This is a genomic window from Singulisphaera rosea, assembly GCF_054877945.1.
Genome location: NZ_JBTYIP020000026.1, coordinates 1 through 25,520 on the forward strand (window position 1 = coordinate 1; position 25,520 = coordinate 25,520).

A 25,520-nucleotide genomic window follows, 5' to 3' on the forward strand; every position below is an offset into this window, starting at 1 on the left:
CCCCGCGCTCGTGGTCCCCTTCCTTGCTGACGAGCGAGCGGATCAGCGAGACCGACGGCATCACTTCGGCGAGCCTGGGATACCCCTCGGCGAGTCGGATCCCCTTGACGGCGGTCTCGATCGCCCGAGTCCCCCCCGCGATGCGCGTGTTCGGGTGCGGGTCGAATGTTTCGAGTTGGCTCGGGCCGCCGGACAGCCAGATCAAGATGATCGAACGAGCGGGCTGCTTGCCCCGCACGGCCTGGGCGGCGAGGAGATGCCCGACCGGAGTGAGCCACCCCATCCCCGCGAGGCCCACTCCTCGCAAGAAATCTCGACGGGTCGGGAACAGGAGCCCCTCGTCGAGTCGAGAGCGGTGGGTATGGCCCGAGGCGAGTTCGCGTCGTGGTTCCATCGGATTCTCCTTCGCAAAGGGACCGAACGGCCTCTTACAAGCGCGAGTCGACAGCGAGTGGATCACGTCGCAAGAAATTGGGAAGATGCACTCGCAGGCGCTTCGGGCTTGTATCAAAGAGGTCCCACTCGGCGGCCAGCCCTCGGTGCCCCTGCCGACGATCCCCAACAGAACCGTTCCGAACGCAAGCGCGTGCATTTCGGAAGGACCACGGCCAAGCAACACACGTCGAGCTCGTTCGCGTCTCCGGCTTAAGATACCCAAGACCGCCGCGACCGGTTTCGATCACGACCCGCCGGAAATCTTCGGAAAATGCGAGAATCCTCAATGGGGATGCCCCCGAGGGTGCAGTAGAGAGTCATTCGGGGCTCAATCGGCGCGGAGTGGCGACATGAGAAGCGACCATTATGGGGCGACGTTGGGCTATCTCCACCGTCTCTTCCAGAACGGGACAGCCGTCGGCGTGGGAGAAGGACGGCTCCTCGAGCGATTCGTCGACCGTAACGACGAGGTCGCCTTCGAGGCGCTGGTGTCCCGGCTCGGTCCGCTGGTGCTCGGAGTCTGCCGCCGACTCCTCGACGACCCTCGCGACGTCGAGGACGCCTTCCAGGCGACCTTCCTGATCCTGGTCAAGAAGGCCGCGTCGATCCGGGACCGCGACCACCTGGGCCCCTGGCTTTACGGTGTCGCCCATCGTGTGTCCGTCCGCGCCCGGATCCGGGCGGCCCGGCGACGGGACCGAGAACGATCGGGCCCGGAAGTCGAGACGATGGCGGCTTGCGAACCGTGCCGGCACGAGTTGAAGGAGTTGCTCGATGAGGAAATCGGCCGGCTGCCGGAGAAGTATCGCACGCCGATCATCCTCTGCTACCTCGAGGGCCTGACCCACGAGGAGGTGGCCCGTCGGCTCTGCTGCCCGGTCGGCACGGTCCACACCCGGATGTCCTGGGCCCGCGACCGGCTCCGGAGCCGCCTCAATCGCCGAGGCGTGGCCCTCCCCGGCGGACTGCTCGGCGTCGTGCTGGCCTCCGAGGCCGTCCCGGCGGCCCTCATCGTTTCAACGGTCGACGTCGCGACCCGCATCGCGACCAGCAAGGCGACGACCGGGGTTGTCTCGGCCGGCGCGATCGCCCTGATGGAAGGAGTGAGCTTGACCATGTCCTTGAATGCGTGGAAGTTCGGACTCATCAGCCTCATCGCGGCCGGGCTCGTCGCCGGAAGTGCGGGCGCCTTCGCCCGGCAGGAAGGAGGCAAGCCAGCCTCCGACCCCCCGCCCGTCGCGGGATCGGCCCCGGTCGATGACGAGTCGGCCGGTGCCAATCCGCCGACCGCCGCCGAATACCGGGCGATCCGGGGCCGTGCCGACGCACTCGAGCGTCGGCAGGCTGAGCTTGAACAGGAGATCAAGTCGTTGCGGCAGACTTTGAGTAGGGTACCAGGGCTCCCGTTGCCCGTCGCGGGAAGCACCTCCTTGGCTCCAGGATCCACGCCTCCCGGAAAGCGTATCCTTCCCGGCCAATCGGCGGAGGCGCAAGGAAATCGTCCGGACGACCCGGCGAAAGACAAGGAAGTTCCGGCGACCAAGTCCACGATCCCGATCCTATCCGAATCCGGAAGCCTGATCGCCGCGACCCCTCAGCAACAAGATCGCGTGCGAGCCTTCAGCAAGTTTAACGGACGATGGAGAACTTATGTTCCTCCGAAAGGCACAAAGGTTCTGCCCGTCCTCTATAACCAACTGCTCGCGCTCTGGTCGAAGGGGCCGGAGGTCCATCAACTCGCCGTCTTTTGTGCTCAAACCGGAGAGTGGTATACCAAGGAGGTCGAACCACCCTTCAAGGGAGACGCTTCGCCGAGCGTCGACGGTTTGACCGCATTCTACGTGCTCGGAAACCGCGTCTATGCGTTCAGCACGATTGTCAACAAGTGGGACGTCGTGGAAATGGCGAAGGGGTCCACTCCAACCCGGCTAAAAACCCCGTTGGGCCCCGGATATCAAGACGGTCAAAGCCTGTATGTTTTCGTAGTCGAAGAGGGGAAGTGGGAGCGACTCGACTGGGAAACTATCGAGTCCAAGCCCGATTCTCCGAGAAGAAATGGCTTTCAGTAAGTCATGTCGGGGTCTGCGGGTCGCCAAGCGAGCACGCTTGAGATTCGCCAAGGGAAACTACAGGATCTCTCGAGGGGACTTGTCGACGGCCAAGATGCCCTCAGCATATCGCACCCCGCAGGTCGTGCCGCGGTAGCTCGCCAGCGCTTCCTTGCCAAGTTGGGCCGCGTCTCGACTCCCCGTCCGGTAGGGTTCGTTCCGCACCAGGGCCATGAACCGGCCGAGCCAGTCGATCGCCTTGTCCCACTGGGCGGTCACGTCGACGAAGGTGTCGGGCTCGAAGCCGATCGTGTGGCGCGGGCCGTTGTCGTAGGCGTAGATCCGGCGAGGTGCAGGAACCGGCGTGCCGTCGAGCAAGAGCCCGGCGCGTCGGAGCGCGAGCTCGCTCAGCCTCGAGGCGACGATGTGGTCGTCGTGGTGGTCGTGCGGCCAGAGCATGAACGCGACATCAGGCCGCACGTCCGCCACGACCTCCGCGACGGCCCGCTTCGTCTCGAGGTTCACGTCGAAGTGGTACGACTGGAAGTCGAGATACCGCAGCTCGGCGCCATACTCCTTGCAGATCGCGGTCGTCCCCCGGATCAACTCGTCCTCGCGTCCCTTGACCGGCGCCCAGTTCGAATAATCGCCGATCATCGCGAGGATCACCACGCGATAGTTCTTCTCGATGGCCTGGAGCAAGATCCCGGGGATCCCGAAGACGCAATCGTCATAGTGCGCCCCCATCGCAAGCAAGGTCGGCGGCATGGCGGCTCCGGATCCAACGTCGGCCTTCTCGGCACAATCGCACGTCGAACGGCGATTTCTGTGCGAAACCCGAAAACCAGGCTACCCTTCGGCACTGGCAAGCGACAGGCCCATGAAGCCAGCCCCTTGCCAACTGGGCCACGTCCTGGAATTCGATCCGATCGCTCGGATGGCTCCAACACGGTGAGTAGGACGGGCCGTCGTTCGTGTCATGCTTACCGATTGGTTCGACGCCGAAAGCCAAGAAGAATCGCGTGGGATCGAGGCCCTCGGGACTTGCCCCATCGTCATTCAACTCCGATGTGAAGTCGGAGGATACGCCGAACCTCCGCCGCGGCTTCGGGAGTCTCGTTCGCGAAATGGTTGTGACGGATCAAGCTTTCGGACGTGGCCCCATCGAGGTGGGCGCTTTCGTAGGTCACGACGCCGTCTGTCCAGTGGTCGGGCGAAGCCTCGGGGAAGAGGGACGCGATGATCGAATGATAGGGGACGCCGGGCGCAAGGCTCAGTTCGGACAGGGCCTTCAACACGGGGCTGTCATACGTAAGGTTGTCGATGCCGTTCGGCGGCCGGCGACGGTACGCTTCCTGGAAGACTTCGGGACCGTTCCGTTCGAGCACTTCGGCGTGCATGGCCTCGATCTTGCCGCGACGCTGGACGAGTGACGAGCTCAATCGCCCGACGAGCCGGTTGGCGGTGTTGCTCCCCCGGTGGGGCGCGCATATAAATATGGCACGAGCGATCGAGGGCTCCGGCTCGAAATAGAGCAGTCTCGAGAGTGTCTCGCGGGTCCCGGCCGGCATCGAGACTTCGCCCAACGGCCTTGTGAACAAAGCTTGTTCAAGTTTTCGCCCGCTGGACTGAATCATTTGCTTGCTCAGGACGCCGCCCAGGCTGTGCCCGACGACGACCATCCGGTCGAGCGACGGATCGGAATGCGAAGGGTCGATGGCTCCACGGAGTTCGTGGAGGGTCTGCCGCAGTCGTTGGGCTGAAAACCCGACCGGAGCCCCGGTCGGGTAGTAGGCGAACCAGAATTGGTAGCGTTCGCGAAGCAGTGGATCGGCCTGGAGCCGATTCATCATCGGCAACCAGCTCAAGGGGCTCGAAAAGAGCCCGTGAACGAACAGGACCGGAATCCTGCCCGGCTGGTACGGGGAGCGCATGAAGAGCCCGGAAATCGGCTCGTACTTCTCGGGTTGCAGCAAGCCGCCGAGTGCGAACTGCCTCAAGGGCGTGATGATCATTTGATGCGCAAGCGGGGTCGTCAAATCCGCCGCCAGGGGAACGACAACGCCGTTCGGTCCGAGCGTCACCTTCGACTCATGGAAGGGATCGTGCAAGATCAGCGAGGCGGGCTGTCCCCTCCAATCACCGCCATGGAGTTGGCCGTAGGGCTGGAGCACAACCGTGGCAGGAAGCCTTAGCCGCTGGGGCAAGAACTTGGCGGATACGGCCTGGTAACCCGCCAAGCTGCTCAGCGTGATGAGGGGAACTCCCAGGCCAGGCCAACCGATGCGCTCAAGATTGGTGACGCGATAGTCGGCGGAGATCCAAAGTTCCTCGTACGGGATCGTTGCGTCTTGAGAGCTTGACGAAGTGAGCACGACTCCCGAAGCGGTGAGTTGCTCGCGCCAGACGGGGTTTACCTGCTTCGGTCCTGCTCTTGCGCAACGAAGAATTTGTTCGACAGAGTGATTGTGCCGAGCGAAAGCCCTCGTTTGTAAGGCCGCGTCGGGTCTCGCATCGATCGGAGTGGACATCAGAGCGAACGCCGAGTAGGCCGCAGCCTCTCGGAACCAGGGGAGTGCCATGTTCGGATCGTGGAGTGAGAGACGCGTGCCGATCCCATCGGCCATGTCGGCGAGCTCCAGCATTCGCGTCGACGACGGCCGGTCCGATTCTTCGATTTCACCAACCAGGCGCGAATACGCAAACTCCTCCGACGAGGCTGACGCATACGATCCCGGGATCAATCCCCGAACACCCGCGCGAACGTACGGGTGCGCAGCGAAAGGTCGCTCCTTGATTCGAGGGCTCCGACAACCCGACCCTGGGACCGTCAGGCTCAGCGAAAAAACAACCAAACCCCAAAGCTGTTTACGCACAAACATTCGCCTATCTTCGGTGGATGGCACAGACACGGAGAAGAAACTCGCCCGATCCGGTGCGAGATTCAAGCAGAGGCCACGCGACCTATCGCGAGACCAGGACCCGACTTTTCATCGAATTATTCATTATTTCAACATTTAATTATAATTTTATGCAAAATAAGACATAGCCTTGCCCGGGTCGAGCCGTGCCGATCGGATGTCAAGGGCCGCGATGAAACGCGGCAATCGTCCGAGTGGGGGGTCTTATCGGCATTGGGTGGAGAATCAATTCAAGGAAAGACGTGTCCTTACCGATAGCCGCGTTTTATTACAACGATAAGTTGGGTTCGAGGCCGACTTCGATCAATAATTCGCGGATGAAGGCGAGCCCGGCCGACGAAACTGACCTGCCAGCAAGCCATACGTCACCACCCCGGAGGGGCGATGGGGGCGGGGCGAGTTGAAGTCGAGCCGCACGAATTCGCCGCCGGCCCGTTCCGCGCGGACCATGTCGGGAAAAGCGAGAGAGAGTGCGTCCCACTCGCGGATCACGGCCTTGATCACGGTGACGGAGGTTGTGCTGATTTTTCGGCCCAAGATTAGAGCGTCGTCCGGGCCCGAGATCAGTCATTCTCGGATCGGGTCCGGACGCTGTAGGCCGACGAATGGACAGTCCTTGAACTCGGAACGCCCGGTGTGCTTCGGGCGGACATTAGTGGTTCCAAGAGAACTCGGTCGAATTGAGCAGAGTCCAGGAGACGTCGGCCAGTCTTTCTTTCCGTGGGTCGCCCGAGCTACCGGCGAGCTTGGCGACGAAGTGCCGGGATTCCTCGGCGGTCGGGCGCCGGGTGAGGACGACGAGGTAGAGGGCCTCGACGGCGGCACGGTCGTCGGGGGCGAAGGCGGCGATGCGGGTGGCGGCGTTGAAGAGATCGGGCTTGGTCTTCTCGCCGACGAGCTCGCCGTTCATGAGCAGGAGCCGCTGCGGGATGGTCCCGGAGCCGTCGGTGAATTCGTCCTCTCCGGTGTCGCCGTAGCGCCGGACGAATTCCGACTCGCCGATGAGACGGGCGAGGCGGACGAGGATGTGCGAGTCGCGATCGATGGTCTCGATCGAGGCGGACTGGATAAGCCCGCCGACCACCTGCTCGGGCCGGAGCCGGGTCAGGGGGAACACGGCCCAGGACCGCTCCTGGGCCTCGCTGACGTCGCCATGGGTCCCGCTAGCGAGCCGAAAGGCCTCGGTCGTCACGAGAGCACGAATTAGCCGATTCAAATCATATCGATGATCTTGAAAGTCGTTGGCGAGCACCGTGAGGACTTTGGGAAGCTCGCCGTCGGCCGGGAGGTCGTCGACGGGCTCGACGAGCGGCTTGCCGAAGAGCAAGGCCCAAACGCGATTGACGGTCGCCCGCGCGAAGTTCGGGTTTTGGGGGTGGGTCACCCATCGGGCGAGTTGTTCGCGTCGGGTCCCCTTTTGCGTCCAGAGCTCGGGCAGGAATGGGGCGCGAGGCTCGATGGTTGTCGGCTTCCCGGTCTTACGGTCGGTCACCTCGAAGCGACCGTCCGCGTCGTGGATCCCCGTGAAGCCGTGATGGACCTGGCCGAAGAAGGCGGCGATCCCCTGGAAATCCCGCTGTTTCCAGGGCTGGAACGGGTGGTCGTGACACTGGGCGCAGTCGATCCGGACTCCGAGGAAGGCCCGGGCCGACCGCGCGGCGAGCCGCTCAGGGTCGGGTTCCTTCTTCTCGGGGTCGATGGTCACCGAGACGAAGTTGGTCGCCGGATGATCCGTCCAGAGCCCCTGGCCCGCGATCATGTCGCGGACGACCTGGTCATAGGGTCGATTCGCCAGCACCTGGTCGCTCAACCAGTTCACGAACCGACGCCGGCGGTAGAGGAGGAACGGCCCGTCCTCGGTCCCGACGAACGCCCGGGCGAGCCGCTCGGCGAAATAGTCGGAGAAGCGGCGATCCTGGAGCACCCCCTCCAACCACGCCGCAAGGCGGTCCGGGCTGGGGGTTGCCTCGAATCGGCGGATCTCCTCGAGCGAAGGGATCGAGCCGGTCAAGGCGAGGGACAGGCGCCTGAGTATGGCGAGGTCAGGGGCCGTGCTCGCCGGCTCGACCCGATCTTCGGCCCAACGGCGGCGGAATTCGCGGTCGACCTCGCCCACGACGGGAAGCGGTCCGCGACCCTCAGCCCGAAGGGCCGGGGATTGCCCTGGGCGGGCCGAAGAGCGAGAGGGGAGCATGTTCATGCCCAGCCCCGTCGCCCCCAGAACGACGACTCCGAAAAAACCGAGGTCGCGGATCCCAATCATGACTGGCCCCCTCCTGCTCTCTTGCGGGGGATACCAGGCGAGTCGGCCGCGCGTTTCAACAATCCGGGCGCCTTCGGTTCGAGAGCCGACGCGTGCGAACCAGCTCGGGTTCGATCGTCTCGATGGTCTCGGATTTCGAGCGAGAAACCAGGACTCTGGGAAGGATTCGGTGACTTTCGCGGACACTTGGTCGGGTTGGGCAAAAATCCGGGAAGGGAATCGTCTTCAACTTCTGGCCTGGCGAGGAATCCGTTGCTAAACTCGCCAGAGAAACCGGTGTCGCCCGCGACGGAAGGATTTCGATTGGTCCAAGCCTTCGGGTAGGATGCTGGTTTCCCCGCCTCGAGCTTCGGAGTCTGACAGATGGCCCGACAATCGGATCGGAGCCGCATGGCCGACATGGCCCAGGGGGGCATCGCTGCGAGCCCAATGTCCCGCGGCGATGTCACCGGCCCGGCGCCATTTCCCCGACTGACCCTCGCCCTCGCCCTCACGCTGGCCGTGGTTCCCGCAGCTGCCCTGGCCGGCGTCTCCCTCGACTCCCCCCGCTTTGGAGCCCCCGGCATGCTGGAACCTCACACCGGGTCGTTACTCGTCGACTACTACGAAGCCTTCCTGCGCGATCAGGACATCGAGGGTTTCCGTACGCAGGTCTCGACGCGCTATACCGAGGGGACGTTGGCCCGGCTCGTGGAGACCGGGAGCACTCAAGCCCGCCGGGCCGCCGTGCTCGGGCTCGGACTCTTCGGCAGTTACGAGACCAACGCGGCCGTGGCGCGGGGACTCCGCGACAACGACCTGACCGTCCGCCGACTGGCCGGCGACGCCCTCTGGGCCATCTGGTTCCGCGCCGACACGCCCGAGAACAACAAGACGCTCGAGGAGGTGAGCCGACTGATCGGCCACCAGCTTCCGGACCAGGCCGTCGAGTTGGCGACCCGGCTAATCGAACGAACGCCCAAGTTCGCCGAGGCCTACAACCAGCGGGCGATCGCCCATTTCGCCCAGGACCATTTCGACGAGAGCGCCGCCGACTGTCGCCGGGTCCTCCAGCGTAACCCCTACCACTTCGGGGCCCTCTCGGGGCTCGCGCAGTGCCAGCTCCGCATGAACCAACGACGCGAGGCCCTGAAGACCTTCCGCCGTGCCCTGCGGCTTCAACCGTATAGCGACGGGCTTCGCGAGGCCGTTGCCGCCCTCGAAGCCGAAGGCGAGTAAGCAGGCCCAACCCCTGCCCCGCTCCGCGAACCTCCCACCGCTCGATAAGTAAGGTGCTCCGCACGCCCACTCTGCGGATCCGACACTCCGGTCGACCCGAGGGCCCCGGTCGATCGCGACTCCACGCCTTCCCCCCCGGGAGCGTGGACTCTCGACCGGCCGGGGCCCTCGCCCCGCGCCAAGAGATGCGAAAAATCTCTCCATGGCCTTCGCGGCCCGGAGGTCCCGGCCGGTCACGAATCCATACCTTCCCCCCCGGGGGTAGGGATTCTCGATCGGCCGGGACCCTCGGGTCGCGATCAACTGACGTCCAAAAGCCGGATCAAGGCCTCTCGGCACGGGGCGGAGGTCCCGGTCGATCGTGAGTCCACGCCTTCCCCCCCGGGAGCGTGGGCTCTCGATCGGCCGGGGCCTTCGCCCCGTGCCAAGGGCTGTGAGACCTCCCTTGGCGATCTCCCCGGCTCGGGGGTCCCGGCCCACAGAGAACTCACGCCTTCCCCCCCGGGAGCGTGAATTCGTCCGATAGGCCGGGACCCCCGAGTCGCAGGCAACTCGTCCCCGAATTGAGAATGCGTCCTTGAGGCCAAGGGGTCCCGGTCCGCAGTGAATCCATGCCTTCCCCCCCGGGAGCAAGGGTTCGCTGTGGGCCGGGACCCTCGGGCCCTGAGGGTCTTGTGAATGCCAAGCAGGGCAACCTCCTCGGCCCGAGGGTCCCGGCCCATCGACCGCCCATACCTTCCCCCCCGGGAGCATGGACGAATCATACAGGCCGGGACCCTCGAGTCGAGGAGAACGACCGAGCAAGGCGAGGTCCCGTTCCCCGCGGCCCGGAGATCCCGACCGGTCCCAAGACCACGCCTTCCCCCCCGGGAGCGTGGACTTGCGATCGGCCGGGATCCTCAGGTCGCGGAGCATAGACCAAGACCTCCACTTGGAGCGAGTCGATCGGGTTGACCGTGTCCCGCGGCCTGGGGATCCCGACCTACAGTGAGCCCATGTCTTCCCCCCCGGGGACATGAACCCACGCGTAGGTCGGGATCCTCGGACCGCAAATCGGTCGACCACGAGCTTATCGCCGCCTTCCTCGAAGGAATCCCGAAGCGTCGCAACGCATGAGGCCGGGCACCCGGCCCGGGGATCCCGGCCTAATGACCGATTCATGCCTTCCCCCCCGGGAGCATGAATCGACCGTATAGGCCGGGATCCTCGGACCGACCGAAACCATAAGCGTCACGACACTTAACGTATGTGGTTCCTGCCTCCGCGTCTGGCCCGCTTTCTCCCAAGAAGAAAACGCCCAATCATCGAACGTGTCCACCAATCCCAAAGCAAAGGGCTTGAATCGAGACCGTCCGGATTGTCACCACGCGCGGGGACAAAAAACCTGAGGACATCACATCCCAAATCCTCGGCGATCGCGTCTGTTGAATCCTCGAGACCGCCAATCGCGTCTCGCCACGATTCAAACATGACGTAAGCATTGCGCGACCCAGCCAGGAGAGTGGGACTGGGAAGACAAGGCTACGATCGGATTCGAGGGAAAGGATCAGCAGCGAAGGATGGGCGAGGAAAGCTTATGCCGCGAGTGGAGACCTTGGGCCGAGGAATCAATCACAAGGTCCGAAACAAAACCGGTGTCACCGTAAGGGAGATAGGGGAAGATCGAGGAGATCTCGAATTCGTGAGTGTCTTCCTCGGTATCCGTATCTTCTTCAAACGCGGTTTCGTCGATGTCGGCAAGCAGGGGAGCGGATGGAGAGGGATATTCGTCGGGGCAGTAGACCAGATCGACAGGAACATGGACTTCAGTCGATTGGAGGACAAGCGGAACCGCAGGATGCTCAACAGGGACGGAGGACCAGAAACCCAAGGAAGGGAGAAAGAGAAGCAAACAGGAAAAATAGTGAAAAAACAGGCTCATAGAGCGACGAGCTTCCCACATTTGGAGGAACGCCATTCGTCCGTCGATGTCAATTATCTAGCGTCGTGACCTTTTTGCAAGTCCGTTCTTTTCAAAAATTAGGTTGGACGCACGTTGGAGATCGTCAGAAAACCCTAGGGAATCCTTAGGGTGTGGAAAGCGGCAACCCTCGCCGACGATTCACGCCGTGGGGCTGTCACTCGAGAGTCGGGAACGAAGGCCACTCCCAAGCGTCGATCAAGAACGCTTCCCAATTGGATTGCCCACAAATACGGGGCAGGAGTGCCCCGCCTACCAGGAGTCTGCGGAACTCGCAGCGTTGGGAGGGGCACTCTTGCCCCGCCAGGATGAGTTGGGGACGGAGGCTCCCCACTTCGTCAGACCCGCGTGCAAGTCAACCGCGAAGCTCTCTAGAGTCTCTCGGGCTTCGTCGTGACTGAACCAAAATCGGCCCCTCTCGCAAGTCCCGCCGGTGCCTCAAGAAGATGAGTCGTGGGTTGACGTTGGATCAAATCCATTGCGGAGGAACCGGAGTTCGCCCCGGCCCTCTCGCGGACAAACCTTCACGAAACAGGAGCGTCAACGCCGAAAAGCACCTTGTCGTCATCCGGCATGGTCGGTACGATAATCCCCTCAACACGCCGATTCGAGTGTAAGGCGCCGTAGCCAAGTGGTAAGGCAGAGGTCTGCAAAACCTCCACCCCCGGTTCGAATCCGGGCGGCGCCTCTCGACGATATAAAGCCCTGGGAAACCAGGGCTTTTGCGTTTCGAAAGCAGTCTCCTCTCACATCACAGCCAAACTCGAGCGAACCCAGACCTTCCGGGGGTGGAGGTTTTGCAGACCTCTGCCTTACCACTCGCACCTTTGCCGACGATCGAAGTGACACTGTTGAGGCAGATCGCCGAGGGACGGATCACAGCTTGTTCTTCGAGCTCGAATGGGTGGCGGAGGCCTGGCCGCTGGTAATCGCACGGGGAGTGCTCAAGCGATCACTTAAAGCTTCCTTCTTCTGATACCGGATTGTTACTTCAGCCGCCCACTCCCTTCGAGCACCTGGATCGACCGTATCAGGCTCGGGGCTTGGCCGTCAGACCTCGTCGGCAACCATCCTCAAGCAAGTGAACGCGAGGTATTCTTCCGGTGGCGGCGAGCTATCGGCCTCGGGACCGGCGAGCCATTCGTCGAACGCGTCGTCATGAGCACTCACGGCGTGCTTCAACGCGTCCAGGTCCTCGGCGCTCGTCTTCTCCACGATGTCCAGTCGGATGAGGTCGTCCGAAACCCCGAATCGTTCGGCCGGGGGGATGAGATGGCGCAGAGACGGGGGAACCTTGGCGGGGTCGAGGACGATCGTCGGCCGATTCTCGGCGGTCAAACCTAGCATCGCTCGCAACATCCCGGCCGGGAACAGTTTGAACTCGTTGTCCATCCTCGCCCCTCCAGGCCGGATTACCCCGATCGTAGTTTCATCAACGCGCCCGGGACGACGCCGCGGTTCGGCCCGCCCAAGTCGTTGCCATTTTATAAATACTATCCCATTAACACATACAAATCATAACAAAAAAAATTATTATTGCATTTGGATTCAGATTCGAGATTCGGCCGGATTGTCTCCCGCCTCTCGGCGATCTACTCGCGGTGACGCCGCCGAACGCGCCACTGAACGACCGCCGTGATAAGGACCGCGAGGCCAAGTCTCGTTTCCATTGCCAAGCCCGCCTGCCAACCCGGTGAGAGCGGTTCGAAGGTGGCTGAGTCCTATTCATAATGCCGGACCGTTATCCTGCCTGGGGGTCGGCCGGCATCGGTCTTTGCAACGTACACCGAGAGAGCTCCGGCGACGATCGCCGCGAGGATCATCAAGGTTCGGATTTGGATTTGGATTTGGATTTTCCGCTTGGTCACGAAGCCGCCTCGCCGATTTGATGCAAACCCTCGGTCTTGGACTGATCCTACCGGAATGCACGCCTTGTCACGAGAGACGAGGATGTCCGATTGCATCGACGCATGCCGTTGGACGGTTTCGCTCGATCTATCGCATGCCCGAAGCCCCGCGAGTGTTAGGGACCAGTATTCTCAGGCCTGGATGGTCCGCGACGGGGCCCGGAGGAATCCGCCTCGGGCCCGTATTCGTTGGCATGGACAAGGAGTTGATGACACCCGTATAGTATCCCAGGCGACGGAGGATCGGGCTCGGGAACAGGATCGAGACGGATATTTAGGGGGGCCTACCAGGGATGGCGACGACGGACATTGTCATCCGAGGGGCACGCGAGCACAACCTACGCGACGTCTCGCTCAACCTCCCTCGAGGCGCTCTCATCTGCTTCACGGGGGTCTCGGGTTCGGGGAAAAGCTCGCTTGCATTCGACACGCTCTACGCGGAAGGGCAACGGCGCTACGTCGAGAGTCTCTCGAGTTATGCCCGCCAATTCCTCGGCCAGATGCCCAAGCCCGAGGTCGATCGGATCGACGGGCTGAGCCCCTCGATCTCGATCCAGCAGAAGACCGGGGGCCGGAACCCGAGGAGCACCGTCGGGACGATCACGGAGATCAACGACTATCTCCGGGTCCTGTTTGCGCGGGTGGGACAGGGGCATTGCCCGAACTGCGACCGGCCAGTCGCGGCTCAGACGCGCGAACAGATCGTCGCGCGAGTGCTCGATCTGCCCGACGGGACGGCCTACAGCATCCTGGCCCCGGTCATCCGAGGCCAGAAGGGGGAATACAAGGACCTCTTCAACGACCTGTCGAAGGCCGGTTATGTCCGCGCCCGCGTGAACGGGCAGGTCGTCGCCTTATCGGACAACCTGGCGCTCGACCGTCAGACGAAGCACCACATCGAAGTGGTGATCGACCGAGTCAAGGCAGGGCCGAGCATTCGCCCCAGGCTAGCCGAGGCCATCGAGTCGGCGCTCCGGCTCGGCGAAGGGTCGGTGATCATCGCGAGGGAAGATCAGCCCGACCTCCTGCTGTCCTCGCACTACGCCTGCTCGGCCTGCGGCCTGAGCTTCGACCCGCCGAGCCCGCAGCTCTTCAGCTTCAATAGCCCGCAAGGGATGTGCCCCTCGTGCGACGGCCTGGGGATCCGCCACGACTTCGACCCCGCCTTGCTCGTGCCCGACCCGACGCTCTCGGTCTGGAAAGGGGCGATCGAACCGCTCGGGCCGATCAGCGGGATGGGGAAGTGGAGGCGGCATATCTTCGAGGGGGTCGCCGCCAACGTCGAGGCCGACAAGGACGGCCCCGCCAAGGGGACGATGCTCAAAGGCCCGTGGCGCGAGCTCGACCCGCGCTGGCAACACGCCTGGCTCTACGGGTTAGGCGATCGGATGATCGTCCACCGTTGGCGGAGCAAGGGGAAGAGCTGGTCGCATACGGAGAAGTGGGAAGGGATCGCGTCCGAGCTGCTCGCCAAGTTCCGGTCGTCGGGCGACAGCCCGTTCCGCGCCAAGCTCGAGCCGTACATGCGGAGCATGACTTGCCCCGACTGCCAAGGAGGGCGGCTCAACCCACGAGCCCGAGCCGTCCGGGTCGGCGGCAAGACGCTTATTGAACTCGGGGCGATGCCGATCGGCCGCGCGGCCCAGTTCTTCGACGGTCTCGCCGGCGCGGGGGATTCCGAGCCGGCGGTCCCGCTCGACGCGCTCTCGAGGACGATCGCCGATGAGCTGCTCAAGGAGATCCGGGGGCGACTTGGCTTCCTGACCAATGTGGGGCTCGACTACCTGACCCTCGACCGATCGGCACCGACGCTCTCGGGGGGTGAGGCCCAGCGGATCCGCCTGGCAAGCCAGGTGGGCGCGGGCCTCGTGGGTGTGCTCTACATCCTCGACGAGCCCTCGATCGGGCTCCACCCACGCGACAACGACCGGCTCATCGCCACGCTCCAGCGGCTCAGGGACGTCGGCAACACGGTGATCGTCGTCGAGCATGACGAAGACACGATGCGGGCGGCCGACCACCTCGTTGACTTCGGACCCGGTCCGGGCGTCAAGGGGGGCGAAGTCGTCTCCGAAGGGCCGCTCGCCAAGATCACCGAGTCGCCCCGGAGCCTTACCGGCCAGTATCTCTCGGGCCGAAAGGCGATCGAGGTCCCCAAGGAACGCCGGCCGCCGACGGAGCGGCGCCTCAAGGTCGTCGGGGCGAGGCAGAACAACCTCAAGAACATCGACGTCGAGATCCCGCTTGGGCTCTTCGCATGCGTCACCGGCGTGAGCGGCTCGGGCAAGAGCTCGCTGATCGGCGACATCCTCCGCGATGTCCTCGCTCGAGACCTCAACGGGGCGATCACCGATCCCGGACAGCACGACCGGATCGAGGGGATCGAGCATCTCGACAAGATCATCGACATCGACCAGTCGCCGATCGGGCGGACGCCACGCTCGAACCCGACGACCTACATCAAGCTCTTCGACCTGATCCGCGACCTCTATACCAAGCTCCCCGACGCCAAGGCCCGAGGTTATAAGGCGGGCCGGTTCAGCTTCAACGTCGAAGGGGGGCGCTGCGAGGCCTGCCAGGGGAACGGGTCGAACCGGCTCGAGATGGACTTCCTCGCCGACGTCTGGGTCACCTGCCCCGTCTGCGAGGGGAAGCGGTTCAACCGCGAGACCCTGCACGTCCGGTTCAAGGGGAAGAGCATCAGCGACGTCCTCGAGATGGACGTGCAGGAGGCACTCGAGCACTTCGCCAACGTCCCCAAAATCTCGGGGATGCTCCAGACCTTGCACGACGTCGGGCTCGACTATCTGAAGTTGGGGCAAGCCTCCCCTACCCTCTCGGGGGGTGAAGCCCAGCGGATCAAGTTGGCCCGCGAGCTGGTGAAACGAGGGACCGGGCGGACTCTCTATCTCCTGGATGAGCCGACGACGGGGCTCCACTTCGATGACGTGCGCAAGCTCCTCGAAGTGCTCCACGGTTTCACGGCGCTCGGGAACACGGTGCTCGTCATCGAGCACAACCTCGATGTGGTCAAGACGGCCGACTGGGTGATCGACCTCGGCCCGGAAGGGGGCTCGGGGGGCGGCACGATCGTCGCCGAGGGGACGCCGGAAGACGTCGCCAAGGTCCGCGGCAGCCACACCGGTGCGGCGCTCAAGAAGATCTTCGCGGGACCGGCCCCGATCCCTTCGACCGCGAAGGGCAAGAAGGGGGCGAAGGGAAAGAGGAAGTCGTCGGAGGAGGGGCTCGAGGCGATCACCGTCCGAGGCGCCCGGCAGCACAACCTCAAGGGGGTCGACGTCGACATCCCCCGGCACAAGATGACGGTCTGCAGCGGCCCGAGCGGGTCGGGTAAGACCTCGCTGGCGATCGACACGCTTTATGCCGAAGGCCAAAGGCGCTACGTCGAGAGCCTCTCGAGCTACGCGAGGCAGTTCCTCGCTCCGCTCCAGAAGCCGAAGGTCGAGCGGATCAGCGGCCTCTCGCCCGCGGTCAGCATCGAGCAGAAGACGACGAGCAAGAGCCCACGATCGACGGTCGGCACCGTCACCGAGATCCACGACTACCTCCGGATCCTCTTCGCCAGGCTCGGGCAGCCCTATTGCCCGAGCTGCGGCCTGGCGATCGGCACGCAGACGGCCGACGAGATCGTCGAGAAGATCCTGCACCTCCCCGAGGGGACGAAGGTCTTCGTCATGGCGCCGGTGGAGCGTCGCGACGGCGAAGCCTACGACGCCCTCTGGGACGACCTCCGCGGGTCGGGCTTCACTCGCGTCCGCGTCGACGGCAAATCCGTCAGCCTCGACTCGCCCCCCAAATTGAGCCATCGCCGCAAGCACCGCATCGAGGTCGTCATCGACCGCGCGGTAGTCCGGCGGTCGACCCGTTCACGCCTCGCGGACTCGATCGAGTCGGCGCTCGACCTGGGCAAGGGAGTCGTCCTCGTCGCTCGGGTGGACGACGAGGCGGATGAGACGAACTGGACGGTCGATCGGTACAGTCAGCATCGGTCGTGCGACGGTTGCGGCCGGAGCTTCGAGGAGCTCTCGCCCCACAACTTCTCGTTCAACAGCCCGCTCGGATGGTGCCCCGTCTGCGAAGGGCTGGGCGTGCAGCACGGGGCCAATCCGGCCGTGCTGATCCCCGACGGGACCCGCTCCCTGCGCGAGGGGGCAGTCGCGGTCTGGCCCGACTTCACCAAGAACCTGGCGTTCGCGAGGATGATCGGGGCCATGGCCGTCGCCCAAGGGATCGACATCAATCTCTCATTCGACGACCTCGAAGGGCGGCACCGGCGACTGATCCTGCATGGGGCCGGTGACGCCTGGTTCCGGGTCCCCGCGGTGGGAGGCCAGCCCGAGTTCTCCTTCCAATATAAGGGGCTGTTCCCGGCGATCGAAGAAGCTTCGCGTGTCTCGTTTATTTATCGCTTCAAGCTCCAGGGGATGGTCGACGACGTCCCGTGTGCCTCGTGCATGGGCGCGAGGCTTCGCGACGACTCGGCCGCAGTCCGCTTCCACGACTTCACGCTCGACCAGATCGGCCACTGGCCGCTCGGCAGGGCCTACACCTTCTTCAAAGGGTTGAAGCTCGACGCCGACGAGAAGCATATCGCGGGCGACCTCGTCCGCGAGGTCCGCGACCGTCTCAAGTTCCTGGTCGACGTGGGGCTCGACTACCTGACCCTGGCGCGAGGGACGCCGACCCTTTCGGGGGGCGAGAGCCAGCGGATCCGACTGGCGAGCCAGATCGGGAGCGGCCTGACGGGGGTGCTCTACGTCCTCGACGAACCCACGATAGGCCTGCACCCTCGCGACAATGCCCGGCTACTCACGGCCTTGAAGCATCTCCGCGACCTGGGCAACACCCTGGTCCTCGTGGAGCACGACCGCGAAGTGATCGAGGCGGCCGACCACCTCGTCGACTTCGGGCCGGCCTCCGGTGACGGAGGCGGCGAGGTCACCGCCGCCGGAACCCCCGCGAAGGTCAAGGCGAACAAGAAGTCGCTCACCGGCCAGTATCTCTCCGGGAAGGCCGCCATCCCGGTCCCGAGCAACCGCCGCACGACCGACGGCCCGGCGCTCGTGATCCGGGGGGCGCGCCACCACAACCTCAAGAATATCGACGTCGCATTCCCGCTGGGCGTCGTGACCGTGGTGACCGGCGTGAGCGGCTCGGGCAAGAGCTCGCTGATCGAGGACACCCTCTGGAAGGCGATGGCCAAGGCCCTTCATCGGGCCCAGGTCACGCCGGGAGGGCACGACGCGATCGAGGGGATCGAGCGGATTGACAAGGTCATCAGCGTCGACCAGGATCCGCTCGGCAGCACGCCGACATCGACGCCCGGCACGTACTCCGGGGTCTTCGACCTCATCCGAGAGCTCTTCGCCAAGCTCCCCGAGGCGAAAGTCCGCGGCTATACCTCGCGCCGATTCAGCTTCAACCAGCCCGGCGGGCGCTGCGAGGCCTGCGAGGGAGCCGGTCAGAAGCGGATCGAGATGCACTTCCTGCCCGACGTCTGGGTCACGTGTGACGCGTGCGGCGGCTCGCGCTACACGCCCGAGACCCTGGCCGTGAAGTTCCGAGGCAAGTCGATCGCCGACGTGCTGGCGATGACGGTCGACGGGGCCCTCGAGTTGTTCGCGGGGGTGCCCAAGATCCGCCGGATCCTCCAGACCCTCCACGACGTCGGCCTCGGGTACGTCCCGCTCGGCCAAGCCGCGCCGACACTCTCGGGGGGCGAGGCCCAGCGGGTCAAGCTCGCGGCCGAGCTCGCCCGGCCCGACACCGGCAAGACGCTCTACATCCTCGACGAGCCGACGACCGGGCTGCACATGGACGACGTCCGCAAGTTCCTGGACGTCGTCCATCGCCTCTCGGACCTGGGCAACACCGTCGTGATCATCGAGCACAACCTCGAGGTGATCAAGACGGCCGACTGGGTCATCGACATCGGCCCCGAGGCGGGGGCCTCCGGGGGCGAGGTCGTGGCGGCCGGGCCTCCCGAAGTGATCGCGAAGGAAAAGCGGAGCCTCACCGGCGCGATCCTCAAGGGCGTCCTCGCCGCCGGCCCTCGCACCGAGCGCCCCCGCTACGATGCCAAGGCCGTCGCGCTCAAGCTCCTGGCCGAGAGCAAGGCCGCCAAGGTCGACGAGCTGACCAACGGCGTCAAACCCCCTTGGGAGATCGACGGCCGGCGATGGCACACGCGTGACCGAATCGGGCGGAGCGGCCGGCCCGCCAAGTGGGACGGGCGGATCCTCGAACGGGTCGTCGAGAGGATCGAGGCCCTCGGATCCTTCGCGCCGACCGACTGGTCGCAACGCGTGAGTGTCTCGATCGCCGGGACCAATCCGGGTGCCATCCCGTTCTTCCAGGCACTCACCGGCTCCGAGTGGATCGTCACCCTCCGATTCAACGTCGCCCGCAACACCTTCAAAGCCAGCTTGCTGGAGGATCAACTCCAGCTCCCCGCCTTCCACGACAGTTCGCCTCCCGTCCACAGCGACGCCCCGCGGGTCGCCGTGAGCAACCGCAAGGGGCCGACGCAGGAAGTCCTCATCACCTGCCACTCGGCCGATGACCTCGAGACTCCACCCTTCGAAGCGTTCCTGTCCAGGGCGGTCGCCTCCTACCAGAAGGTCGGGAAGGCCGCGGCCCTCGTCACGGCGAACGAACTGGGCTGAGCAAGCCCTGGCTCAGAAATGGGACGACGTGACCCAAGTTGAGGGGCTGCAAACCCGAATCGGATCTTGATCCCCCGGCGGCGACCCAGGGACCGTCCTTCTGTGGGGAGGGGAAGGGAGGAGGGATGATGCCGGCCGTCGAGAATCGCCGCCAGGGACACCCGATCGGAGTCCCGTGGCGGCGATACACGCCAGCCGAAGAGGACGGAAAGGTCGCCGCGTACCCGGCCATCCCCATCAAGGACAATAGCCCGAGAGCTTGGTGTCCCTGACCCGATACGATCGACGAGGGGTGAGCCAGGCGTGCCGACTCACCTCCCCCTCGAGCAGAGAAGAAGTCGCGGCGCTCATGCCCGAAGGACACAACGACGACGACCAGACTCTTCCGAGGGACCGTCTCGGGAAGACGCTGTTCAATCCGCAGTTACATATCTAAAAAAAACTCGCCTAAATAAGCCTACAAGAGAGACAGCTTCTTTGGGGATCTTATCTATACTTATGCCGAAGCCCCGCAACTCGTTCTTGGGAGGGTGCGAATTGTCATGGTCGGCCACTGCCTTGAATTAGTTATCGTTACCCGCAATTTGATCCGCAGGGATTTCTCCCGCGGGTCATCATTCAAAGTGGGACGATCCCTCATACCCAGGTGCCAATCGAGGGCACGCGCATTTCCGTGCAATCCTCTAGGCCCCGATCGCTTCGATTTATAAACCCAAAAAAAGAAAAACAACGAGCAAGATCACTCCCTTACAGGAATCAGGCAACGCAAACACGCACACTCATTCCCGATTCAGGATAGGCATGACGAGAGACGCCAGCTTCCCGATTGAGCCCTAGCTCCTGGGCGAGCGTTTCTCGAGGATAGAGAGAGAGAGAGCGCGTGATCTCGATCCTGTCGGTGGCTGTGGGCCCGGGGAGAACTCCCAAGGTTTTGAGGGTCGGACGCTTCGGAGAACGGCCGATGCAGGGTCAACCTGGGACTTCTGGATGACGACTCGAGTCCTCCCGCCGAGATCGACGATCAGGCTGGCCTTTTCGATTTGGGCCGTTTTGGCGTATGATTTCATTCGTGAAGTTTGCCAGACCGATGCGACCCGCCGGGCGAACGGCCGGGAAGAACGACGGTCGCTGCTGCCCCCGAAGACCGCCATGACCCGACGTACTCGAGGCCGAGAGATCGCACTTCAAGTGCTCTATCAGACCGAGCAGAACCCTGGGCTTGCTCCCGATGAGGTTCGCCGGTTCGTGGATCGCCGACTTCGGGGCGACCGCAAACTCTGCGACTTCGCGGACGCGCTCATCTCCGGGGTTCATGAGCACCAGCCGAAGATCGACGCCTTGATCTCGGCCGTTGCCGAGAACTGGCGGCTCGACCGGATGGCCGCCATCGACCGGAACATCCTCCGGCTCGGGGCGTACGAGATGCTCTTCTGCCCGGACGTGCCCACCAAGGTCGCGATCAATGAGTCGCTCGAACTGGCCAAGCGGTACAGCACCGCGCAGTCGAGCCGCTTCGTCAACGGGATCCTCGACCGACTCCAGGCCGCCGAGGCGTCGTCCACGGGGGCAACAGCCGAGGCCGCGGACGTACCGGTCGCCGAGGGCGACGCTCGCCCGGCCGAGGTCGCGGACGTACCGGTCGCGGAGGGCGAGACTCGCCCTGCCAAGGCCGAGGACGTACCGGCCGCCGAAGGCGAGGCTCGTCCTGCCGAGGCTGCGGCCGACACCCCCTCGGAGGTCCCACCCTCGCCCTCGTCTCCGGACGAGGCGTGACCCGTCTGTCGTGTAGTCGATCCGTGACTTTTCGCTGCCGCGTAGGAGGCCGGCCGTGATTTGGCAACCACTCTTCATCCTGGCGATGGGCCTGACCGCCCTCGCCGACCCCGCCAACGACACCGCCCAGGGCGATCAAGACAAGTTCCAGGGCACCTGGGTCGTCGTCTCGACGGAGCGAGACGGCAAGGTCGTCCCCTCGGAAGAGCTTAAAGACAAGAAGGTGAAGCTAACCTTCGAGGAGGACCGCGTCCTCGCCAAGTCGGGTGAGAAGGCGGTGGCCCTGGGGACGTTCACGATCGACGCCTCGAAGACCCCCAGGGTGTACGACCGCACGTACAACGATGGCCGACCGAGGCGTGGGATCTATCGGCTCGAGGGGGACACGTTGACGATCTGCATCGCCGCGGTCGGCAAGGAAAGGCCGAGCGACTTCGCGACGAAGGCTGGCGACGGGATGTCGCTGGTCGTCTACAAGCGTGAGTAGCCCCCCTCCCGGGAGGTCGCGGGCGAGACCGGCCCGGGGTCGTCAGGCCGTCGCCGGCGGGATCCGTCGCGAACCGTCGGGCGACCTGCACATCCACACGACGCATTCGGACGGCGTCTGCTCACCGTGCGAGGTGGTCGTCGCCGCCGCCAACGTCGGGCTCTCGGCCCTCGCGATCACCGATCATGACACGCTCTCCGCACTCCAGGTCGCCCGGCCCGAGGCGGCGCGGTTGGGGATCGAGTTGATCTCGGGGATCGAGCTGACGTCCGAGTTCAACGGCCGAGAGATCCACGTCCTCGGCCATTTCGTCCGGGACGACGACCCCGCGCTCGTCTCCGCCACCCTGGCCCTCCGCATCGCGAGGGCCGAGCGACTCCGGGCGATGTCGGAACGGCTCGAGTCCCTCGGCCTGTCGGTCGATCTCGAGGCGCTCGCGCGGTTGTTCCCGCGAGCGACGCTGGGACGTCGGCACCTGGCCGAGTGGCTATCGAAGACACACCAGGTGGCCGGGCCTCGCGAGGCGTTCGCACGCTACCTGGGCGACGGCGGGCCCGCCCAGGTCCCCAAGCCGAGGCTCGCCGCGGCCGAGGCGATCGCCCTGATCGTCGGTGCGGGCGGGGTTGCCGCCCTGGCCCACCCCCCCTATGATCTCCGAGAATGCGTGCTCGCCTCGCTCGCCGAGGCCGGGATGGGTGCCATCGAGGTGGACGGGCCGGGGATCAATCGACTCCACGGCCAACGTTGGCGCGACTGGGCCGGGCGATTCGACCTCGTCCCGGTCGCCGGCTCCGACTTCCACGCGGCCGACCGTCCCGGCCGCTGGGTCGGCTCGATCTCCACACCAGGCCCAGACCTCGAACGCCTGAGGGCGAGATCGCGGGCCGTCGCTCGATGAGCGATACGGAGAGGACGGTCCGTCCTTTCCTTACTACTTAAACAGTTCGCAACCGCGCGGCGACGGGTCTTCTGAGGAACGTCATGGCGATGAAGGGCTTCTTGGATCGTCTCCGTCAAGGGCTGTCGAAGACCGCCCAACTGTTCAATATTCGTTCATGGTTCGGCCGTAAAGTCGATCAATCGTTCCTCGACGACCTCGAAGCCCGCCTGATCCAGGCCGACGTGGGCGTCAAGGCCACGCAACGGATCATCGAACGCGTCCGCGAAGCCTATGGCGACAAGACCGCCGACGACAACCTGCTCCAGTTCGTCAAGGATGAGCTCAAGTCGCTCCTCGTGGACCCGAGGCCGGGGACCTTGGCCGTCGCCCCGCACAAGCCGACGGTCTACCTGATCGCCGGGGTGAACGGGTCGGGCAAGACGACGTCGATCGCCAAGCTGTCCCAGCACCTGAAGGACGAGGGGAAGAGCCTGCTCCTCGCGGCCTGCGACACGTTCCGCGCGGCGGCGGCGGATCAGTTGACCGTCTGGGCGACCCGAGCGGGGGCGGACATCGTCCGAGGGGCCGCGGGCGCCGACCCGGCGAGCGTCGCCCATGACGCTTGTGATCGTGCCCTGGCGCGTGGGGTCGACGTCCTCATCGTCGACACCGCCGGCCGGCTTCACACTCAGACGCACCTGATGCGCGAGCTCGAGAAGGTCCGGGGCGTCCTCCATCGCAAGATCACCGGCGCCCCCCATGAGGTCCTTCTCGTCCTCGACGCGACCAACGGTCAGAACGCCATCCGCCAGGCCGAGGTCTTCACGAAGTCGATCGGCTGCACCGGCGTGATCCTGACCAAGCTCGACGGCACGGCCAAAGGGGGGGTGGTCGTCGCCGTCCGCCAGACCACGAACCTCCCGGTCAAGTTCATCGGTGTGGGCGAGGGGATCGACGACCTCCAGCCGTTCGACCCCGACACGTTTGTCGAGTCGCTTTTCACGTAACCACCGAGCATGGATCGCAACTTCGGCCTCTCAAACCAGTAGGATGGGCGTCGGGTATTGGCATTTTCGAAAGCTCGTTGACCAGTGCCCACCCTACGAAATGCGAATTGAAACGGCGTCGGGGCATCCGGTAACCTGGACGGTCCCCGCTGGCAACCCGCTTGCCGACGGGTTACGCTTGCCGACAGTCCGAGGCGCCTTACCGGGTCAGCGACCACTGAATCGTCCGGCGACCCGAGTTCGACCGGATCGCGGGCCCGGCGGTCTTTCGCCGGGCGTCCCGAACGACCCGGTGCGGGCCCGACACGCGCCCCGCCCTCCGCCGCGAGAGAAGACCCCGCCAGGCTGCGGCCCCGAGTGCCCAGCCGTCTTTCCTACCGAAGTTGTTGAGGAGCGACCCATGAGACTCAGAGCACTTCGTTTCGAGGCGATCGCGGTCGCCCTGCTCGCCGGCTTCTTCGCCCAGGCCCAGGCGGGTCGGGCCCTGGCCGCCGGCCCCTTCCCCGACAAGAACCTCGAGGCCGCCATCCGCGCGGTCCTGAAGCACGAGCCGAAGGTCGAGCTGACCGACGAGAAGCTCCTGAACGTCTACGTCCTCGAGGCGAACGGCAAGGAAATCCGCGACCTGACCGGCCTGGAGAAGTGCAAGAACCTCGCGCTCATCCGGCTCTCGAAGAACCAGGTCGAAGACCTGAAGCCGCTCAAGGACCTGACGAATCTCCAGTCGCTCGACTTCGCGGGGAACAAGGTCAAGGACGTCACGCCGCTGGCGGGGCTCAAGAACCTCCAGTACATCGAGCTCTCGGACAACGAAGTCGCCGACCTCGCCCCGCTCAAGGACCTCACGAACCTCTCGGCGCTCTACCTCACGGGCAACAAGGTCGCCGACCTCGCCCCGCTCTCCGGCCTCACGAAGCTGTCGTCCCTCTGCCTCGGCAAGAACAAGGTCAAGGACCTGGCCCCTCTGGAGAAGGTCACGCGGCTGTCGATGCTCGAGCTCCAGGATAACGAGATCGAAGATGTGACACCGCTGGCGAAGCAGACCGAGGTTCGGATCATGATCCTCGAGCGGAACAAGATCAAGGACCTCGGCGCGTTGCTGAAGGCGTTCAAGGAAGACTCCGCGGGGCCGAAACGGTTCGCCCCGTTCCTCAGGCTCTTCCTCTCGGGCAACCCGCTCACGGACGACGCCAAGTCGAGCCAACTCCCCGCATGCCGCGAGGCTGGGGTCCGGATCGAGAGCTGAAAACGCCTGGCGCAGAGGCTGACCTCGACACCACCACCAACCGTCCAACGATGCCGACCATCGTTGGGCGGGGCGGTGGCGAGACGACCGGGACGAGAGCCGATGACGTTCGAGTCACCGCTTGCGGAATACAAGCCCGAAGCGTAAGCGAGTGAATCTTCTTCGATTTCTCGATGCCGGATTTACTCGCTGGCGCTTCGGGCTTGTAAGCATCCGTTCGGCAAGCCGAGTGAAAGGGTGCACCCCAGGCGCGATGCGCCCACACGCGGCCCCTCATTTCATGGGCGTACCGGTCTCGGCGGTCTCTCGGAAGACTCTTCGAGCCACGGCCAGTCGTTCCCAGCAGGCGGGGAAGCCGGCATAGGGGGCGATCTGGAGGAGCGACTCGACGACCTCCTGGCGGGTCGCCCCGTTATTGATCGCCATGCGGATGTTGAGCTCGAGGGCGAGCGGTCGCCCCATCGCCGCCAGTGTGGCAACGGTCACCAGGCTCATGGTCCGCAAGTCGAGCCCCGACCGGCTCCGGATCGCCCCGGCGAGAAACTCGACGACGTAGGAGTCGAAGTCGGGGCAGATCTCTCGCCAGACCTCCCGGGTCCGCTCCGCCCCTCGGGACCGAGCATCCTTCGCAACAGTTCTTCCGCTCGCTCGATGCGAACCGCCTTGTCCATCTCGCAACGTCTCCACGT

General features: G+C 64.5%; 16 protein-coding genes and 1 tRNA gene. 10 read left to right on the forward strand and 7 right to left on the reverse strand.

Annotated elements, in window-relative coordinates:
• A partial coding sequence (locus tag ACYOEI_RS31140) for a DUF1501 domain-containing protein (protein WP_462853675.1) occupies window positions 1–394 on the reverse strand: 394 nt, incomplete at its 3' end.
• 391 nt (window positions 395–785) lie between these two features.
• On the opposite strand from ACYOEI_RS31140, the gene ACYOEI_RS31145 reads away from it, so the two are divergent.
• Window positions 786–2,504, forward strand: a complete 1,719-nt coding sequence (locus ACYOEI_RS31145) for an RNA polymerase sigma factor (RefSeq protein WP_462853677.1) — start codon at window positions 786–788, stop codon at window positions 2,502–2,504.
• Between the two features lie 57 nt (window positions 2,505–2,561).
• Here the strand turns inward: ACYOEI_RS31145 and ACYOEI_RS31150 are convergent, their stop codons facing one another.
• The 4 genes from ACYOEI_RS31150 to ACYOEI_RS31165 form a co-directional block, all read right to left on the reverse strand.
• Window positions 2,562–3,251: a PIG-L deacetylase family protein gene (locus ACYOEI_RS31150; protein ID WP_462853678.1), complete on the reverse strand. Its 690-nt coding sequence runs from the start codon at window positions 3,249–3,251 to the stop codon at window positions 2,562–2,564.
• Window positions 3,252–3,538: 287 nt separating this feature from the next.
• Window positions 3,539–4,858 carry an esterase/lipase family protein gene (locus tag ACYOEI_RS31155; protein ID WP_462853680.1) on the reverse strand — a complete coding sequence of 440 codons (1,320 nt, stop codon included), beginning with the start codon at window positions 4,856–4,858 and terminating at the stop codon, window positions 3,539–3,541.
• A gap of 849 nt (window positions 4,859–5,707) precedes the next feature.
• Complete coding sequence (locus ACYOEI_RS31160) at window positions 5,708–5,941, reverse strand: type 2 periplasmic-binding domain-containing protein (protein ID WP_462853682.1); 234 nt, start codon at window positions 5,939–5,941, stop codon at window positions 5,708–5,710.
• 115 nt (window positions 5,942–6,056) lie between these two features.
• Window positions 6,057–7,667 carry a DUF1549 and DUF1553 domain-containing protein gene (locus tag ACYOEI_RS31165; RefSeq protein ID WP_462853683.1) on the reverse strand — a complete coding sequence of 537 codons (1,611 nt, stop codon included), beginning with the start codon at window positions 7,665–7,667 and terminating at the stop codon, window positions 6,057–6,059.
• 363 nt (window positions 7,668–8,030) lie between these two features.
• Between ACYOEI_RS31165 and ACYOEI_RS31170 the strand changes: the two genes are divergently transcribed.
• The 3 genes from ACYOEI_RS31170 (at window position 8,031) to ACYOEI_RS31180 (ending at window position 11,533) form a co-directional block, all read left to right on the forward strand.
• Window positions 8,031–8,885, forward strand: a complete 855-nt coding sequence (locus ACYOEI_RS31170) for a HEAT repeat domain-containing protein (protein WP_462853684.1) — start codon at window positions 8,031–8,033, stop codon at window positions 8,883–8,885.
• A 1,576-nt stretch (window positions 8,886–10,461) separates the two neighbouring features.
• Complete coding sequence (locus tag ACYOEI_RS31175) at window positions 10,462–10,875, forward strand: hypothetical protein (protein WP_462853686.1); 414 nt, start codon at window positions 10,462–10,464, stop codon at window positions 10,873–10,875.
• A gap of 587 nt (window positions 10,876–11,462) precedes the next feature.
• Window positions 11,463–11,533 (forward strand) — tRNA-Cys (locus ACYOEI_RS31180).
• Between the two features lie 362 nt (window positions 11,534–11,895).
• Here ACYOEI_RS31180 and ACYOEI_RS31185 read toward each other — a convergent pair.
• On the reverse strand, window positions 11,896–12,237 hold the full coding sequence (locus ACYOEI_RS31185; protein ID WP_462853687.1) for a hypothetical protein: 342 nt from the start codon (window positions 12,235–12,237) through the stop codon (window positions 11,896–11,898).
• Window positions 12,238–13,045: 808 nt separating this feature from the next.
• Here ACYOEI_RS31185 and uvrA point away from each other — a divergent pair.
• The 6 genes from uvrA (at window position 13,046) to ACYOEI_RS31215 (ending at window position 24,831) form a co-directional block, all read left to right on the forward strand.
• On the forward strand, window positions 13,046–19,438 hold the full coding sequence (uvrA, locus tag ACYOEI_RS31190) for an excinuclease ABC subunit UvrA (RefSeq protein ID WP_462853688.1): 6,393 nt from the start codon (window positions 13,046–13,048) through the stop codon (window positions 19,436–19,438).
• Window positions 19,439–20,587: 1,149 nt separating this feature from the next.
• A complete protein-coding gene (gene nusB, locus ACYOEI_RS31195) occupies window positions 20,588–21,211 on the forward strand; it encodes a transcription antitermination factor NusB (protein WP_462853689.1) in 624 nt (207 codons plus the stop codon).
• Window positions 21,212–21,266: 55 nt separating this feature from the next.
• The gene (locus ACYOEI_RS31200; protein WP_462853691.1) at window positions 21,267–21,698 is read left to right on the forward strand and encodes a TIGR03067 domain-containing protein; all 432 of its coding nucleotides are present in this window, start codon (window positions 21,267–21,269) and stop codon (window positions 21,696–21,698) included.
• Entirely contained in the window at window positions 21,691–22,596 is a 906-nt protein-coding gene (locus tag ACYOEI_RS31205; RefSeq protein WP_462853692.1) for a PHP domain-containing protein, read from the forward strand. The genes ACYOEI_RS31200 and ACYOEI_RS31205 overlap by 8 nt, the downstream gene beginning before the upstream one ends.
• Before the next feature lie 83 nt (window positions 22,597–22,679).
• Window positions 22,680–23,585, forward strand: a complete 906-nt coding sequence (gene ftsY / locus ACYOEI_RS31210) for a signal recognition particle-docking protein FtsY (protein WP_462853694.1) — start codon at window positions 22,680–22,682, stop codon at window positions 23,583–23,585.
• A gap of 400 nt (window positions 23,586–23,985) precedes the next feature.
• Window positions 23,986–24,831 carry a leucine-rich repeat domain-containing protein gene (locus ACYOEI_RS31215; RefSeq protein ID WP_462853696.1) on the forward strand — a complete coding sequence of 282 codons (846 nt, stop codon included), beginning with the start codon at window positions 23,986–23,988 and terminating at the stop codon, window positions 24,829–24,831.
• 273 nt (window positions 24,832–25,104) lie between these two features.
• Here ACYOEI_RS31215 and ACYOEI_RS31220 read toward each other — a convergent pair whose 3' ends face one another.
• Window positions 25,105–25,509, reverse strand: coding sequence for a carboxymuconolactone decarboxylase family protein (locus ACYOEI_RS31220; RefSeq protein ID WP_462853697.1), 405 nt, complete (start codon window positions 25,507–25,509; stop codon window positions 25,105–25,107).
• Window positions 25,510–25,520 lie beyond the last annotated feature (11 nt).

Bases quoted from the DNA above. Each gene is read 5' to 3' on its own strand.
- ACYOEI_RS31145 (WP_462853677.1), top strand. From the start codon at position 786: ATGAGAAGCGACCATTATGGGGCGACGTTGGGCTATCTCCACCGTCTC.
- ACYOEI_RS31150 (WP_462853678.1), bottom strand. From the start codon at position 3,251: ATGCCGCCGACCTTGCTTGCGATGGGGGCGCACTATGACGATTGCGTC.
- ACYOEI_RS31165 (WP_462853683.1), bottom strand. From the start codon at position 7,667: ATGATTGGGATCCGCGACCTCGGTTTTTTCGGAGTCGTCGTTCTGGGG.
- ACYOEI_RS31170 (WP_462853684.1), top strand. From the start codon at position 8,031: ATGGCCCGACAATCGGATCGGAGCCGCATGGCCGACATGGCCCAGGGG.
- ACYOEI_RS31175 (WP_462853686.1), top strand. From the start codon at position 10,462: ATGCCGCGAGTGGAGACCTTGGGCCGAGGAATCAATCACAAGGTCCGA.
- ACYOEI_RS31185 (WP_462853687.1), bottom strand. From the start codon at position 12,237: ATGGACAACGAGTTCAAACTGTTCCCGGCCGGGATGTTGCGAGCGATG.
- uvrA (WP_462853688.1), top strand. From the start codon at position 13,046: ATGGCGACGACGGACATTGTCATCCGAGGGGCACGCGAGCACAACCTA.
- nusB (WP_462853689.1), top strand. From the start codon at position 20,588: ATGACCCGACGTACTCGAGGCCGAGAGATCGCACTTCAAGTGCTCTAT.
- ftsY (WP_462853694.1), top strand. From the start codon at position 22,680: ATGGCGATGAAGGGCTTCTTGGATCGTCTCCGTCAAGGGCTGTCGAAG.
- ACYOEI_RS31215 (WP_462853696.1), top strand. From the start codon at position 23,986: ATGAGACTCAGAGCACTTCGTTTCGAGGCGATCGCGGTCGCCCTGCTC.